This is a genomic window from Paenibacillus farraposensis (assembly GCF_020736845.1).
GTDB classification, from domain to species: Bacteria; Bacillota; Bacilli; order Paenibacillales; family Paenibacillaceae; genus Paenibacillus; species Paenibacillus farraposensis.
Window position 1 is genome coordinate 39,811 of record NZ_JAFFQR010000063.1, and the last position, 15,037, is coordinate 54,847.

Consider the following 15,037-nt stretch of genomic DNA (forward strand, 5'->3'; position numbering starts at 1 on the left):
GGGTAAAGTGGGGTTCCTATGGAAAAGCTGTTTGACCTTGATTATATGCTGAAAAGTCTTCCCCAGATCATCGAGCATCTCCCTGTAACACTATGGATTGCACTGCTGTCCATGCTGCTCGGCTCGATCATCGGGTTGGCTACAGCCTTAATTCGGATATACAAGGTGCCTGTGTTGGCACCATTGTCTACGCTGTATGTCTCGTACATCCGGGGAACGCCGCTCATCGTGCAGCTGTTCCTCGTGTATTATGGAATACCCAAGTTTCTGTATTATTTTCAGAGCGAATATGGGTTCTTGCAGCAATTTAATGTCTATGTGATTCCACCCGAGCTGTTTGCACTGCTGTCCTTTTCGCTTAATCTCGGCGGTTATCTGTCGGAGACGTTCCGGGCGGCGGTTAACTCCGTGGACCGCGGGCAATTTGAAGCTGCCCATTCCATCGGCATGAGTCAGACGCAAACTATGCTCAAAATTGTACTGCCGCAGGCGCTGACGGCGGCTTTGCCCAATTTGGGGAACACGCTGATCAGTACGGTGAAGGATACGTCTTTTATTTTTATGATTGGTGTCGTCGATATGATGGGACAGGCCAAAATTATGGGCGCGCGGGCGTTAGCCTTTTTTGAGGTGTATGTGGCGGTATCTCTGATCTACTGGCTGGTGTGCATCGTGATTGAACGCGGGCTTGTCGTGCTGGAGAAGCGTATTCGAATTTACGAAAGAAGTGAGTAAGAGTATATGATTCAACTTCATCAAATCCATAAGCATTTTGGGCAGCAGCACGTGCTCAAAGGGATAGACTTGACCGTAGGCAAAGGAGAAGTCGTAGTCATCCTCGGCCCGAGCGGATCGGGCAAGTCCACCTTGCTGCGCAGCATTAATTTTTTGGAGCAGCCGACCAGCGGTATCATTGAAATTGACGGTGTACAAGTAGATGCAGCCAAGGCGAGCAAAAAAGATATTCTCGGATTGCGTACGGCTACGGCGATGGTATTTCAGCAATACCAGCTGTTTAAAAACTTGAATGCGCTCCATAATGTGATGATCGGTCTGACCAGTGTAAAAAAGCTGGATCGCAAGCAGGCGAGGGGAATTAGTGAAGGGATTTTGGAAAAGGTCGGGTTAAAGGACCGCATGAGTCACTATCCGGCCCAGCTTTCGGGCGGACAGCAGCAGCGTGTTGCCATTGCCCGGGCGTTGGCACTGAAACCGCAGGTCCTGTTGTTTGACGAACCGACCTCCTCGCTTGACCCTGAACTGGTGGATGAAGTGCTGACAGTCATTCAAAAGGTGGCAAGTGAAGGTAACACGATGATTATTGTCACGCATGAGCTCAGCTTTGCGCGGGATGTAGCGGACCGGGTCGTGCTGATGGAGCATGGCGTCATTGTGGAGCAGGGTCCAGTGGAGCAGTTTTTTACTAATCCAAAGGAAGAGCGGACACGGCAATTCCTGGGCAAAGCATTGGGACAAAGAGCGCCGCAGGAGCAACCGATATTTTGATAAGAAACGTGTGGACTGGGGAACAATAAGCATCTCCGGTTCACTCTTAAATCGAGGTGCAGCAGCGCCACGAGATTTGTTTGCATCTTTCGCATTACAATAAAAAAGCACGGTAGACAAAAAGTAGGAGCAAGGAAAACCCGCGTTTGTCTGACGTGCTTTTTGGGCGTTATATCGATAGACACGCAGACTGGCTGCTCCTGATTTATGAATGCACCCATCCTTCATTAAATCTTTTCCATTGCAAAGTAGCTTATCACACTTATTCGTGATAAATTCTAAGAACAATAAAGTGAAAATGTGATCGGGAGGAACATTGGCACATGAAAAAGGTTTTGTTCATTAATACCGGAGGTACTATTTCTTCCTCCTATCAGGAAAACGGCCTGACACCGACCCAATCAGCTGAAAACATTTTAGCGGAAATTCCGGAACTCAAGGAAATTTGCGAAATTGATGCCCATAATCTGATGAGCATTGATAGCACAAATACGCAGCCGGAGGATTGGGCGTCCATCGCCCGGATGGTGCATCGTTCTCTTGATCAATACGATGGCATCGTGATTGCGCACGGTACGGATACGATGGCCTATACGGCTTCGGCCTTGAGCTTCATGTTGGGAACCGTAGACAAGCCCGTCATTATGACAGGTTCGCAGGTGTCCATTTTGGCGGAGCACAGCGATTCCAAAAAAAATGTAATCGACTCATTCCTGACCGCATGTGGCAAGGTGGCTGGGGTTTTTGTTGTATTTAACGGCAAAATTATCAACGGCAGCCGTAGTTCCAAAATCAGAACACGCAGCTATAACGCGTTTGAAAGCATCAACTATCCGTACATCGGTCTTGTAGAGAACGGAAAGGTGGCCTATACGGAGGGCGTATTGGCAAACCGCGGTACCGTTCGCCACCCGTATAATGACAGATATGCTGCGGAGGTATTTCTGCTCAGGCTGATTCCGGGGACGAATCCGGCGATCTTTGATGCCATTCGGAGCTTGGGCTATAAAGGCATCGTCATTGAGGGTTTTGGCATGGGGGGTGTGCCCTTCAAGGAAAGAAGCCTGATCAGCAAAATCGAGGAACTGATGAAGGACGGTATGAGTATTGTCGTGACCACTCAATGCCCCTATGAGGGCGGGGATCTGACGATTTACGAGGTGGGGCAGAAGGTACTGGAAAAGGGCGTTATTCCGGGGTATGACATGACAACAGAGGCACTTGTGACCAAAATGATGTGGGCATTGGGCCAGACCACTGACCCGGAAGGGGTAGCCAAGATTATGGCCACGAACTACGTGGACGAGGTGTCCTTGCCTGCGGACTCAACCTCCCTGTAAGGGAGGTTGACCGCCGTACTGCGGGGGATATTGAAGCTAACGCTGAGTTTGAGTTTGCCTCGGTCTACGCTTGAATCTTGATCTCCATCTCCAGCGATTGTATGGCTTGTTTCAGTGGAAGCAGGCGCTCAGATCGTCCAGCAACGAATTCGAGTGCATGTTAAGCTTCCCATATTTTTGCTGGCGGTGAGCCTCGTACAGATAGGTATAAGCGGGATCAAACTTAACGAACTGGTTGACCAAAATCTTTTTCCCATACTGCTTCTCAGCTTGCTGCATAAGGAGAGCATCTTCGAGATCAAAGCAAACCGGCGGTTTCACAAAACACATGCTTACCGTGCTTCGGCGCAACGGCATATGTCCTATGCAGGTGGGAGTGCAGGCATAGATCGACCACATCCACGTCCGGATTCAGCAAAATATCCTCTATATTTTGTGTGACCTCTACGTTCAGCTCCTCTTTCCGCTTTTGCAGCTTGGATCAACCATTACACCCCTTTACTTCTATGAGAACCCTATTCCTGCCAACAGGGTATCAACAACCTTTGCATCAACTTTTCAATTCGGGTTAACCATCTATTGTGGAGGTATGATTGTGAGACTGCATCGTTTAATCGCGATTTTATTATGTATCGAATCCAGAGGGAGAATGAAAGCCAAGGAATTGGCGTTGGCGCTTGAAACTTCAGTGCGCTCGATTTACAGGGATATCGATCTTTTGGTCGAGGCGGGGGTTCCGATAGTTACCGCATCCGGCCCGAAGGGCGGAATTTACCTGATGGAGGGGTATACGGCCAGCCTGAAACAGTTGAATGGCGCAGATGTGCTTCAGCTTTATTTAACAGGCATAGACATTTATACGGGCGGGCCCACAGAATCGGGTTTAAAATTAAAGAATGCGCTGCTCAAGCTGGAACAGACGATGCCGGCTCCTTACCAATCAGATATTCGAAAAGCCAAATCGCGGTTTTATTTTGATGATACGCCCTGGTGGACAGAACGGGTGGCCATTCCCTGTTTGGAGGCCGTGAGAGCTGCGGTGTGGGGGTCCTATAAAATAACCATTCAATACCGGAAAGCGGACGGGTCCTATTCCTCCCGCCGTGTACATCCCTATGGATTGGTGGTTAAAAAGGCAGATTGGTATCTCATTGCCTTCTGTGAGGCCGGACAGGAGATTCGGACCTTCAAGTGTGAACGCATCATAGAGGCCCAGCCATCTGCGGAATGCTTTGAGGTGCCTGCGGATTTCTCGCTGGAGCAGCACTGGATAAAGCAAAGGTTTAAGCGGCTATGTACAGAGAATGAATACTATCCCGTAGTGATCCGAACGAATAAGACACAGGCTGGAGTTATAGCGAAAAGACTGGAAATGGTTCAGTCCGTGCAGGAGGAGAGCCATTTGTATCTGACGGTCAATATGTACAGCTATGAGGCGGCCTGCCGTGATGCTATGGATTGGATTGGACGGGGTGAAATTATGGAGCCTGCAGCACTTCGGCAGTTCGTAAAGGAACAAGTCAATCGGCTCCAGAAGATATATGCATAAGCCCCAAAAAACCAGACTGATGGGTGCAGCCGTTCGGTTCGTCTCCTTATAGTAACGTAATTCGGTGAATTATTGAAATTCTTGAAATTAATTCACTCAGGCAGTTGGCGAAATGGGATTTCCTTTGTATAATTAAGGGAATATTCACGGTAATTTTCTTTTTTGTATTGGAAACATGCAAGTAATCCCTGGGGGTGCCTGAACTTTGAAGGAAACAACCACAATTCGCGCAGAGCTGGAACAGTATATCCGACGAGAAGGAATTACGATTAGCAAGTTTGGAGAGAACACGGGTATTAATGCAGGAACGATCAGTGCCATTATTAACGGTAATCGGCCAATTGCGATGCTGCTATTGGACCGAATCGAAGCAGGAATGGGGCTTGAGGAAGGGAGCCTCTATGAGCTATACATTGATGAGTTTATACGGAATACAGCACCGAATTGGCGCCGGGTCCGTCCATTTTTGTATCGCTGTGCTGAGCTGAATAAGCTGGATTGTATTAAGCAGGTCTTGGAGTTTATGATGGATTATCTCATTTACGCTCCGACTTTATTTGAGACAGCAGAAGAATTATTCAGAGAGGGCAAGTTTGAGGCTGCGGCCATTATCTACAGAAATGTCTCGGAAAGCGAGAAATATCAGCATTCCGAGCGTTTGGCGCTTTGTCAGTATCGGTTATTTACGATTGCTGTCGGTGATGATCAGGATGAAAATTTATGGGCGGCCACCCACTTTGAAAGCTTTGTGGACCGACTGGGTGAAGCTGACCAACTGGATGCCTTAAGAGACTTGGCCAATGCCTATGCCTCCTTGCGTCGTTGGGATAAAGTAGAATGTTTAGCTGAAAAAATGAGGGAAAAAGCCAAGGTACAATACGAGCAAAAATACGGAAATACCAAAAGATCAGAGCGCGGCAAGGAACCGAAGGGTCCCTTGTTTATGTACATTGTATACTCTTATGTGCTGCACGCCGGGGTGTGGGATGAGCGAGGGGATTATCAAAAGGCGCTGGAATATGTATCCTTATACTCTGATCTGAGCTGGGTGCAAGAAGATACGGAGGAAGCACGCCATTTGAAGGAGCAGTGTAGGAACTGGGCTGAGGGCAACGGGTATCTATATCAATTGATGTCCGGCAGCCTGGACGTCATTCCTCAGTATGTAGATTATTTGGCAAAAAACAAAGGTGAAATTCTGGTAGGGCTGCACAAAATTATGGTAGCGGCCAATCGTTATGATTTTAATGTAGATCAAGTGCTGCAGCGTTTTGAAAAACAAATTGAAGCATTTGCAGATCAGCATGTCAAGGTAGGCACCTATACGGAACAAATGTCAGCAGATCTCTATGCACGATTTTTGGCAGAGATAGCTTGTTATGACCTGAACAAAGATCGTTATAGCAAAGGTATGAAATTCTTGCTGGAGAGCCTTTCCTATTCGGTTGTACTGAATGGTAATCCTGTCACAATCAGATGTGTAGGATTATTCGAAAAGTATCGGCATGCTGCTTCTTCTGAAGACAAAGCGGAATATAAAAAATTACTTAGAGAGGTAGAGTACATTCATGATAAAAAAGATCATTTTTTCCTTGCTCGTATTTAATGTTTTTGTCATATTAAATTTTTCATTTATTTGCCCCCGAGTAGAAGATGCCAGCAACGCTCGCAGTCATGGAATGGGGGGATGGTCGTTTTCATCCCTTGATACATCAGCTTAAAAAGGTCTGGATCGATGGTAACCCAAAAGGTATTCTCTTGTAAAAAAGAGGATACCTTTTTTGGTTTATCCCATTACACTCGAATGGACTGCATGTCTATGAAAGATTGGGTGATGAAGATAAGGCAGGTGGAAACCATACATGACGGAGATCCACCCAGCCCTGGCTGTTAAAAGATACACCGCGTACAGAAGGGAGGTAGGCGGTCTGAACAGGTTTTTCATATAAAATATGCAACTGGTGCTCCTGAATGAGCTGTGCCTCGATATGTTCAAATAGACGTGCCCTGACTGTATGATCAGCTTCGCGTGCAATTTCGCGTAGCAGTCTTTCGATATCAACACGGCTATGCGGCTCAACATGCCCGGATACATTCAGATACAGATCGTACAGGCGCAATTGTTCATCGCGGTCGCGAAACAGAGAAAAAATGATCAGATCCGATTCCATACGGATCGACGAGCTTTTGAACTCATTCATAGCTGCGGCCACAATATTGCAGGGATATCCCCAGGATTCGAGCTGAGCCGCGACCCGCTCCGCATCTGCTCTATATTCAGGAATGGTGGCAATTTGTAATGCCGTCAGGTGCTCGATTGAATCGTCAGGCACCTCCACCTCTTCCGGAGGAAGACTGCGCTGCTCCAGACATGCTGCGATTCGGGCGCGCACGTCCGGATTGCGCAGCGGCCCATCCTTGTGAGTGTTGCATGTAATAAATTTGCATACCGAAGCCGCCGAGTGAATTTGGCTCCATGCGGCGTCCGTACCTCCCTCCGATATGGGGTTGTGGATAATATGAAAAGAAGATGCGGTATCTTCTGTATCTGACGATTCCAGCTTCGTAGCCCACGGAAGCTGTACAATCTCCACCCGATCCAGATGGGCTCTGCCTTGAAAATAAGGTGCAAAAGCCTCCAGTATACAGAGGCTTTCATTCATTTCTGTAACCTTGAACGCTCCTGTACCGACAGGGCGGATGCCAAAGGCGGCCTCCCCTGCCTGATTCAGCTCACGAGGCACAATCGCGGCCCGGCTGGTACACAGGAAGGACAGAAACAGCTCATTCGGCTCCTTCAGCTCAAAGCTTACCATTGTTGGACTTAGCGCCTGCACGTGCCGGATTTGCCGGACGATAAAATGGTACAGTCTTCTTCCGGGTGCGCGACGCAACCGTTCAAAGGTATAGACGACGTCCTCGGCAGTCAATATTTTGCCGTTATGAAACAGCACTTCCTTGCGCAGGAAAAAGGTCCACTTCGTCCGCGTAGCGTCCACCTCCCAGGCGTGTGCCAGCCCCGGCAAAATCTCGCCGCTTTCGTTCGCACGCCGGGCCAGCCCATCGAAGACGTGGCTGGATACGAAGGACTCGGCAAGCCAGTTCAGGTACAACGGGTCCAGCGTGTAGAGTTGCTGGCGAATGGGGAGACGCAGCGTGTCGATCTGGTGCTGATCGCTGCGCACTTCCGCGTGATGCCCGAAGTAATTCAGCAGCCAGCCCTGCAAATGCTCCTGCATCGTGGAGGAGCGTGAATGGGCCCGGATTTCGTCCAGCGCACGCTTAATGTCATGGCGGTCAATGGCCTGCATCATAGATTGCACGGCAATGCCCTCTGGCTGAATGAGGAAGCGCAGGCTGGAGCGGCGACCCCGTCCCCGGCGGGGCGTCCATTCAATCCAGTCATGCTGTTCCATTTTCTGAACGATCATCAAGGCATTGCGGTGAGTACAGTCCAAAATAGCCGCCAGTTCATCAAGCGTAGTCTCTACGGTATGATTCTCGTCTTTAAGGTCAGCCGTATGGGAGTGGAGCTGCAAAAATTGAGCATGAAGTTTCATTTTTAGTAGCTCCGTTTCTTATATTCATGATGGTCCAAGCGCAGCCTTTATATAAAATAGGAAATTTCGTGCCGATTAATTTCTCTTTATCTTCTTATTTTATCATCTACAATAAGGGTTATAAAGCATATTTGTGGAGGTATTTACTATGCATGACAAGATGAGTAGAACGTCTCTGCCAAAAACGTCGTTTTGGGCCGCTTTTATTGCCGCGATTGTGTTGGCGCTGGTTCATCAGTATCTGTTTTTCGGACATGGGCTGGGCGTGTCTATGCCTATTTTTGTCATTGTGTTTTACGCCTATATGTATGCCTTTAATCGAGATCGCACTCCGCCTAGTTCGTGGATAGGCCGCTTGCTATTTGTCATCATTATCATGCTGGCATTGACGTATGTGCTGTTCAATAATCCGATTCTATATGTGTTAAATGCACTGGCTATCCCTGCTCTGATTAGCGTACATATGGTGCTGCTGTTTGGGGAGAAAAAGCATGATTGGTCGGAGCCCGGTATGATCGGCCAGGCGTTAAGCCATTGGTTTTATCACAATATGCGCCATATCGTGACCCCGTTTCGGATGTTCAAAAGGGCAGCCTTTCCCAATGTACAGGATGAGCGCAAGCGTGTATTGGGCAAAGTGGCAATCGGTTTGCTCATCGCCTTGCCGTTGCTGTTCATCATTGTGTCTTTGCTGGCTTCGGCTGACGGGATGTTTGAGGCGCTATTATCAGGCATACCTGCATGGATCGGCACATGGTCCTTTGGGAGCGGTACGCTGCGGCTAATGTGGATCTGCTTTTTTACCTTCTGCTTCTTCTGTTATTTGTGGGGATTCGTACACCCTGCACCGCGTGATACAGAGCAGGAGGTTCAGCCGAGGAACCCTTATTATGAGCCGATAGCGATCAAGTTTGATCCGGTCATTACAGCGACAGTGCTGATCGTCATGAATCTGGTATATGTTGTGTTTGTGGTGCTGCAGTTCGGGTATTTGTTTGGCGCATGGCAAGGCGCTTTGCCTGAAGGAATCTCGTACGCAGAGTATGCGAGAAGGGGATTCGGTGAGCTGGTCATGGTCACGGGCATTAATTTTGTGCTGATGATCAGTGTGTTGAAGTGGACTGAAGCCGGCTCCGGCATATTGCAAAAAATGAACAGCGGCCTGCTGTATGTACTTGTTGGCTGCTCGGGTGTGATGCTCTATTCAGGATATACCCGGCTGGTTATGTATGAAGAGGCATACGGATATACGTACACACGTTATCTGGTGCACGCATTTATGATTTTTCTGGGCTTGCTGCTGCTCATTGCAGCAGTACGCATTCATATTCGTCAGCTTCCGCTGGCGAAATATTATATGGTGCTGGTGCTGGTGGCTTATGTCGTTGTGAACTATGTAGGGGTTGACGTACGGATTGCCGAAAATAATCTCGAACGTTATCGCACTACAAGCGTAATAGATAAGGAATACTTGAGTGGATTATCAGCGGACGCCATTCCGTTACTGATTGAATTTAGCCGCAAGGAACATGGAGCGATGGATGAGCTTCTACAGGGGCGCCTAAGGAGCCTGACAAGGGAAGAAAAGGCGTGGCCTGCGTTCAACTGGGCTACGTATCGAGCGCAGCAGGAGCTGCAAGACTATATTTTGAAATGAGAGGTGCCTGGGGATGATTGGAACAGATGCAGTACAGGGTATGGTATCAGAGCTGCACCATGAAATGTCACAGTATCGGCATCAGTTTGGTATACGACGGAACGAGTTTATTACGGAGGCTATGTCCTGCGGAATGAGTGAGGAGGAGGCCGGCTCCTATGCTATCCAGAACATCGGTCCGGTCGTTCCCGTCGCCTGCATGCCTACGTTAGCTCCCGGTAAAACCCGGCCACTCAGTCCACTGCTGGCAGCGAGGTACCGGTATGCGGGGGATTGGAAGGACATCGGCGAGCATCTGCTCCTGCCTGATGAAGTCCGGCGGATTGCCGGTACAGAACAGTTTCGCGGCTGGATCAGCGATATGCGAAATTACTGGATAGAATCGGCTCCTTACCGATTCGGGGATGATCGTCTTTCGCTGCTGTCGGTTACGAGCGAGGAGGAGGGCCACTTCTCCATGCTCATCTGGAAGGAGCCTGATGGAGAGCCGGAGGTATGGACATATGCTTCGCAGCATGAATACCGATTTAGTCACCTGCTCCACTGGTTCAAGTGGCTGAACGGGCGGAGTGGAGAGTGAGGCTATATAATAATACATTCGTGAATGATGCAGATCGGTGAGCATTAGTTAACAAGAGAACTATAAGCTTCGAGTAAATTTGTGCGCTTTGCTGGGACTTTCTTTTCCGGCAAGGCGCTTTATGTTTCCTTATATCGAACGTAGTTTTTTCCAATTCGAGCCATGTCATGATAAATAATTCCTTATTTCAAGCATTTATGCTTATTTTTGGTCTGCTTATATTTTTGGAATAAGGAGGTTTTTTCTTGGATCGCGTAGGAATGGTCAGAGACTTAGATAGCTTAGGTCGGATAGTCATCCCCGTAGATATAAGGAAGCGTCTAGGGATTGGCAAGCATACAACCATGGAGTTTTGGGCGACGGAGAGTGGTTTGATCATGCGAAAGTACACGGGGAAGATCTGTGCTTTATGTGGTAAGCTTGAGTATCTTACATACTTTAAAAATGCTTGGATATGTAACCTCTGTATGAATGAACTGAAAAATAAATGATAAAGCTGGCAATCGGCTTTTTTAATTTGGCATAATATATCCGATTATATTGATTAATCAGCTCGTCCAAAACCATAGATTGCCGGAGTACATAGTTATGACCTAGTCCGTATTTTGCGTGCAAATCATAGAGCCGCTTTCGATTCTTCTCTAACCGTTGCTGTATAGTTTTTCCACTTCCCATCATACATCCCTCCTTAGATGATACTTATTTTAGGGTGTCATGTGTATTTATGGGAAAAGTGAAAGTGCAAAATGCAGCTTTAAAGAATCTCCTATTCAAAGCAACGTATAGTACATCTTAAAAAGTGTTTGGAAGCATATGAAGATAGTGACTTTGGAGAATTGTACAGTTTATATATTTAAGAGCGAGTGGAACCCGGTGAAGTCATGGCTCCTCTTCGTTCCGTTTCTGAACTTCTTGGCGCAAAAGCCAAATGTTTGAAAGCCTTGTCCTTTTTTAGACATAAAAAGTATCCCTCCAAATTTACCCATTTCCCATGCAAACATGAGTTTTTTGTCTCTTAAAGGAGATAATACTGTGTCCAGCTAAGTTAGTGTTTGAGTCAGTAGGTTATTTCGATTGATTAAGCCAACGATCAAAAAGATTATTCTTTCATAAAGTTTTTCGCGAATATTTTGAAGACATTTAATATTATTCAAATCTTGGTGTGTGTAATAGATTTAAATATTACAGAATACTTGTCATATCAAGCATATAGAAAAGTAAATGAATGGGTATAAACAATCATTGTTATAGTTTCAAATTACTTTACAAGAGATAAATACACCGTCACTAATGAGGATACAATCAAGAAAGTTGTAGGCAAAGAAACATTTGAACTACTAATCTACAAAATAGTGAATAGTGTAGACAAGCCATTTTCTCTAATAGCTTACAAAGACCATAAGCGTATCGGAGTTGGAATGTTAACTATAGTAAATGGCCAAGAGAATTTCGTAAGAGAATTAGAGATTCAGGAAGATAGGGGGCAGGTAGTGCAAACCATTGGACGTACAAGTGGTTCTCCGTATCTGGCTCTTTTTATTAACAGTGGGGACATTCTTATACGTGGCAAAACTATATCTATTACCTTTCCCGATCAGCGTACACAGACAAGAAAAATGAATGTTAAGGAAATGGCATACATCTTCATAAGTGATAGTTCTGATACTCGTTTTAAACCAACAGAACTAGTTATACGAGATGATCAAGGTAAAGTGATTTATAAAAAATAACTAAGTGAGGGTGGAATATTGAAATTCTTAAGTAAAAGAATAGCGAGTATACTTTTTTTTGCACTCGTTTTTACTTTTATAACCATATATGTGATTCAGTGTTTTAAAAGTGAAGAAGCCAATCTACCTACAATAACACAGAATTCAGCTTCTAACACTATAAGTAATTTGTTGATACTCTACCGCCGTCAGTTTTTTTAATAAGGGCGGAGCCCTTCCGTTTTGAGATGCGAGAAGAAGCTCTCCACGGATGCGTTGTCTAGACAATTGCCCCGACGAGACATCTGATTTGGGCACCAACCTTTGGCAGCATGTCGTGGTAAGCGTGAGACGTGTACTGGAATCCTTGGTCGCGGTGAACGATCAGCCCGGTCATGTCTTTTACTTGGCAAACGCTTTGCTGAATGTTTGCAAAATCAGCTCGTTGTCGTTACGTTCGGTGAGCTGGTAGGCCACGATCTCGTTATTGAACAAATCTTTCACCGCTGAAAGATATAGCCAGCGCTCACTCACTCGGTACTGGGTGACATCTGTGAGCCATTTCTGGTTTGGTTCCTCAGCTATGAGCTTCCGCTCAAGCAGGTTGGCTGCTACACGTTCTGCTGCCCGGTACGTCATTTTATTCGACGTTTCCGACGAATGCTGGCTTAAAGCTTAGCTTTTCCATAAGACGCAATATCTCCTTATGGTTCATTCACACGCCTTCATCCTGCAACAAGGACAACTGGAGCTGGCGATAACCGTACTTCCCATCGAAACGTCGATGTACTCTACAGATGAGGTGTTTGGCCTCGGCATCATCGTCGTTCCCTTTTCGCTTTAAATACGCATAGTATCCAATTCTGGAGATACCAAATAGAGTCACAGCTTCTTTACTCCCCCTGTCCTAGCCGCTTGTTCAATGAATTTGAAGCGTTCTCCCGTTCCTCCCGCATCCAGATTTTCAAACCCTTTTTTAGCAAGTCCATTTTCTCGGTTCAACTTTTGGATGCACCTATTTGGGGCGATATACTCTTCCCGGCGTCCATGTTGATCGAGTAGTCCGAACTCGCCTTGTTAGAGATATTTTCTCATCCATCGTTTTCCAATGCCCACTCTAAGGGGTGTACTTTAAACAAAGATCCATACAACAACAGCCGCACCAAGCGGCTGAAAACAGGACACACGGCATAGCTGTATGTATTGCTTTTTTTGACATTTAAGGATTTATAAGTTTGGGCTCCCAAGGTTTTTTGCAGGAAAGATAAAAAGATAGTGACATTGTTGTGAAGCCTCTTGCAGGAATCAATTTTTTTGTATACAATTACGACAAGTTGATTGAATTAACTAAATTTGATTGACTCAACTTCCAGGTTATCATCCAAGGAGGGAGGTAATCCTTATACGATGTCATACTTATCTTTTACAGACGAGGATCACCTGATTATAAAGTCTTATGAAGCTCTGGTTTATGGTATTGCGGACTACTTAGGACCGGAATGCGAAGTCGTTCTGCACAGCTTGCACGATTATAATCAGTCTGCTGTCGTAATCGCCAACGGTCACCACTCCGGAAGAAAGGTAGGCGCTCCTATTACCGACTTGGCCTTGCGTATGCTTAAGGAGCTTGAGAATTCAGGAGCTAAACAATCTAAAAGCTACTTCACCCGTGGCAAGAACGGCCAGCTAATGAAGTCCAGCACCATCGCTATTCGGGGGAAAGATAATAAAATTATCGCCTTGTTGTGCATCAATATGAATCTTGACGGTTCCCTGTCAAACTTTCTTAACATGTTTACGCCGAACCATCTCCTATCCCCTGAAAACAATGTGAAGGAGAATTTCGCTAACTCTGTTGAAGATCTGTTGAAGAACACCATAGAAACGACGATTTATGAGGTCGACGCTTCCCAAGAGATCCCGCATCATAATCGGAATAAAGAAATTATCAGGCTGCTCTTAGAACGCGGCGTCTTTCAAATGCGCGATTCGGTGGCTATCGTTTCCAATGCGCTTAAGATCTCAAAGCACACGGTCTACTTGCATTTAAGAAATTATAACAACAATCAAGGGGAAGAGTAATTTTCTAATCAAATACAAGAAAGCGTATACACCGGTCAATCGTTTAGGGAGGAAGTTGCTCATGCAAACGATCCAGAACGGCGTTGCTGCCGCGCCCTCGTTACGTTGGCCGTGGGCGTTTCACCCGTATATTCCCTGATGATGGGTACCGCTTGTGCCGGAATGGGCATGCTGCGGCGGGATCCAGAACATTTAAGATGGTTACTGGAAAGCTAAACCAGCTATCAAAAAAACGTAAGAAGCTTTGACTCCGGTTTGGATCGCTTCTTTAAGTAATTCAACCAGCATTTCCGATGACTTCTTTACGGAAAGTTGACAAATAATAGATTATGGGGATGCTTATATGAACATGAATGTAACATCAATTAAAGAAAAAAAGGTTGTTAAATATAAAAGTTGTTTTGATGTGATTGGGCCGGTAATGATAGGTCCTTCAAGTTCACATACTGCAGGTGCCTTAGCTATCGGAACAGTTGCTAGTAAATTATTCCAAGGAATTCCGCAAAGAGTCGTTGTAGAATATTATGAGTCATTTGCTGAAACCCATAAAGGGCACGGAACTGATTTTGCAATTATAGCTGGGATATTAGGATTTGCTGCCGATGACAGCAAAGTGCCAGATGCTATTAAAATAGCAGAATCTAAAGGCATTGACATTACCTTTATTGAAAAAGCAGGTGATAGTCCTGCTTGTCATCCTAATACGGCAGATGTATATTTAGAGAATGAAAGTCGAAGTATTAGAACGATGGGTATATCGGTCGGCGGCGGATTAATTGAAGTCAAACATGTTGAAATTGACGGATTTAGCTTAGATCTGCAGGGGCCTTTGCCAGTTATTATTGCGATTTCCGAAAGAACTGACTTTGAACTTGCTTTACGCAGGATCTTTAAACAATATGATGTAGAAATTAACAACTATCATATTTTAGAAGAAAACGGAAAATATTTATATGCATTCGCTTTGGATTCGCTATTGCCCGGTGATGTTCAGAAGGAATTGGGAAGTTTAAGCAGCGTAGCTAATATCATTGTCCTTTAGTACATTAGGGAG

General features: G+C 46.0%; 14 protein-coding genes and 1 pseudogene. 11 read left to right on the plus strand and 4 right to left on the minus strand.

Features of this window, described 5'->3' with window-relative positions; genetic code table 11:
• The first annotated feature begins 18 nt into the window (after positions 1-18).
• The 3 genes from JO375_RS08965 to JO375_RS08975 all read left to right on the plus strand — a co-directional run bounded on the left by JO375_RS08965 (position 19) and on the right by JO375_RS08975 (position 2,846).
• Entirely contained in the window at positions 19-735 is a 717-nt protein-coding gene (locus JO375_RS08965) for an amino acid ABC transporter permease (protein ID WP_229524141.1), read from the plus strand.
• A gap of 6 nt (positions 736-741) precedes the next feature.
• Complete coding sequence (locus tag JO375_RS08970) at positions 742-1,506, plus strand: amino acid ABC transporter ATP-binding protein (protein WP_229524142.1); 765 nt, start codon at positions 742-744, stop codon at positions 1,504-1,506.
• A gap of 323 nt (positions 1,507-1,829) precedes the next feature.
• On the plus strand, positions 1,830-2,846 hold the full coding sequence (locus JO375_RS08975) for an asparaginase (protein ID WP_229524143.1): 1,017 nt from the start codon (positions 1,830-1,832) through the stop codon (positions 2,844-2,846).
• 162 nt (positions 2,847-3,008) lie between these two features.
• Here the strand turns inward: JO375_RS08975 and JO375_RS24750 are convergent.
• Positions 3,009-3,327: pseudogene (locus JO375_RS24750) on the minus strand (Gfo/Idh/MocA family protein); the annotation flags it as partial.
• Between the two features lie 108 nt (positions 3,328-3,435).
• Here JO375_RS24750 and JO375_RS08990 point away from each other — a divergent pair.
• The gene (locus tag JO375_RS08990; protein ID WP_455430490.1) at positions 3,436-4,395 is read left to right on the plus strand and encodes a helix-turn-helix transcriptional regulator; all 960 of its coding nucleotides are present in this window, start codon (positions 3,436-3,438) and stop codon (positions 4,393-4,395) included.
• Between the two features lie 205 nt (positions 4,396-4,600).
• The gene (locus tag JO375_RS08995; protein ID WP_229524145.1) at positions 4,601-6,001 is read left to right on the plus strand and encodes a helix-turn-helix domain-containing protein; all 1,401 of its coding nucleotides are present in this window, start codon (positions 4,601-4,603) and stop codon (positions 5,999-6,001) included.
• A 211-nt stretch (positions 6,002-6,212) separates the two neighbouring features.
• On the opposite strand, the gene JO375_RS09000 is transcribed toward JO375_RS08995, so the two are convergent.
• Positions 6,213-7,955, minus strand: a complete 1,743-nt coding sequence (locus tag JO375_RS09000; protein WP_229524146.1) for an ABC transporter substrate-binding protein — start codon at positions 7,953-7,955, stop codon at positions 6,213-6,215.
• Between the two features lie 148 nt (positions 7,956-8,103).
• Between JO375_RS09000 and JO375_RS09005 the strand changes: the two genes are divergently transcribed.
• Positions 8,104-9,612, plus strand: a complete 1,509-nt coding sequence (locus tag JO375_RS09005) for a DUF4153 domain-containing protein (protein ID WP_229524147.1) — start codon at positions 8,104-8,106, stop codon at positions 9,610-9,612.
• Between the two features lie 13 nt (positions 9,613-9,625).
• Positions 9,626-10,192, plus strand: a complete 567-nt coding sequence (locus JO375_RS09010) for a hypothetical protein (RefSeq protein WP_229524148.1) — start codon at positions 9,626-9,628, stop codon at positions 10,190-10,192.
• 438 nt (positions 10,193-10,630) lie between these two features.
• Here the strand turns inward: JO375_RS09010 and JO375_RS09015 are convergent, their stop codons facing one another.
• On the minus strand, positions 10,631-10,867 hold the full coding sequence (locus tag JO375_RS09015; protein ID WP_229524149.1) for an aspartyl-phosphate phosphatase Spo0E family protein: 237 nt from the start codon (positions 10,865-10,867) through the stop codon (positions 10,631-10,633).
• Between the two features lie 677 nt (positions 10,868-11,544).
• On the opposite strand from JO375_RS09015, the gene JO375_RS09020 reads away from it, so the two are divergent.
• Entirely contained in the window at positions 11,545-11,922 is a 378-nt protein-coding gene (locus JO375_RS09020) for a hypothetical protein (RefSeq protein WP_229524150.1), read from the plus strand.
• 381 nt (positions 11,923-12,303) lie between these two features.
• On the opposite strand, the gene JO375_RS09025 is transcribed toward JO375_RS09020, so the two are convergent.
• The gene (locus JO375_RS09025) at positions 12,304-12,540 is read right to left on the minus strand and encodes a DDE-type integrase/transposase/recombinase (protein WP_229524151.1); all 237 of its coding nucleotides are present in this window, start codon (positions 12,538-12,540) and stop codon (positions 12,304-12,306) included.
• Positions 12,541-12,607: 67 nt separating this feature from the next.
• On the opposite strand from JO375_RS09025, the gene JO375_RS09030 reads away from it, so the two are divergent.
• The 3 genes from JO375_RS09030 (at position 12,608) to sdaAB (ending at position 15,025) form a co-directional block, all read left to right on the plus strand.
• Positions 12,608-12,745, plus strand: coding sequence for a hypothetical protein (locus tag JO375_RS09030; protein ID WP_229524152.1), 138 nt, complete (start codon positions 12,608-12,610; stop codon positions 12,743-12,745).
• Positions 12,746-13,308: 563 nt separating this feature from the next.
• Positions 13,309-13,983, plus strand: coding sequence for a helix-turn-helix transcriptional regulator (locus JO375_RS09035; RefSeq protein WP_229524153.1), 675 nt, complete (start codon positions 13,309-13,311; stop codon positions 13,981-13,983).
• A 343-nt stretch (positions 13,984-14,326) separates the two neighbouring features.
• A complete protein-coding gene (sdaAB, locus tag JO375_RS09040) occupies positions 14,327-15,025 on the plus strand; it encodes an L-serine ammonia-lyase, iron-sulfur-dependent subunit beta (RefSeq protein ID WP_229524154.1) in 699 nt (232 codons plus the stop codon).
• The last annotated feature ends 12 nt before the right edge of the window (positions 15,026-15,037 follow it).

What these genes read in the sequence shown, in the direction of transcription:
- JO375_RS08965 (WP_229524141.1), top strand. Translation starts at nt 19, where the DNA reads ATGGAAAAGCTGTTTGACCTTGATTATATGCTGAAAAGTCTTCCCCAG.
- JO375_RS08970 (WP_229524142.1), top strand. Translation starts at nt 742, where the DNA reads ATGATTCAACTTCATCAAATCCATAAGCATTTTGGGCAGCAGCACGTG.
- JO375_RS08975 (WP_229524143.1), top strand. Translation starts at nt 1,830, where the DNA reads ATGAAAAAGGTTTTGTTCATTAATACCGGAGGTACTATTTCTTCCTCC.
- JO375_RS08990 (WP_455430490.1), top strand. Translation starts at nt 3,436, where the DNA reads ATGATTGTGAGACTGCATCGTTTAATCGCGATTTTATTATGTATCGAA.
- JO375_RS09000 (WP_229524146.1), bottom strand. Translation starts at nt 7,955, where the DNA reads ATGAAACTTCATGCTCAATTTTTGCAGCTCCACTCCCATACGGCTGAC.
- JO375_RS09005 (WP_229524147.1), top strand. Translation starts at nt 8,104, where the DNA reads ATGCATGACAAGATGAGTAGAACGTCTCTGCCAAAAACGTCGTTTTGG.
- JO375_RS09010 (WP_229524148.1), top strand. Translation starts at nt 9,626, where the DNA reads ATGATTGGAACAGATGCAGTACAGGGTATGGTATCAGAGCTGCACCAT.
- JO375_RS09015 (WP_229524149.1), bottom strand. Translation starts at nt 10,867, where the DNA reads ATGGGAAGTGGAAAAACTATACAGCAACGGTTAGAGAAGAATCGAAAG.
- JO375_RS09025 (WP_229524151.1), bottom strand. Translation starts at nt 12,540, where the DNA reads ATGACGTACCGGGCAGCAGAACGTGTAGCAGCCAACCTGCTTGAGCGG.
- JO375_RS09030 (WP_229524152.1), top strand. Translation starts at nt 12,608, where the DNA reads ATGGTTCATTCACACGCCTTCATCCTGCAACAAGGACAACTGGAGCTG.
- JO375_RS09035 (WP_229524153.1), top strand. Translation starts at nt 13,309, where the DNA reads ATGTCATACTTATCTTTTACAGACGAGGATCACCTGATTATAAAGTCT.
- sdaAB (WP_229524154.1), top strand. Translation starts at nt 14,327, where the DNA reads ATGAACATGAATGTAACATCAATTAAAGAAAAAAAGGTTGTTAAATAT.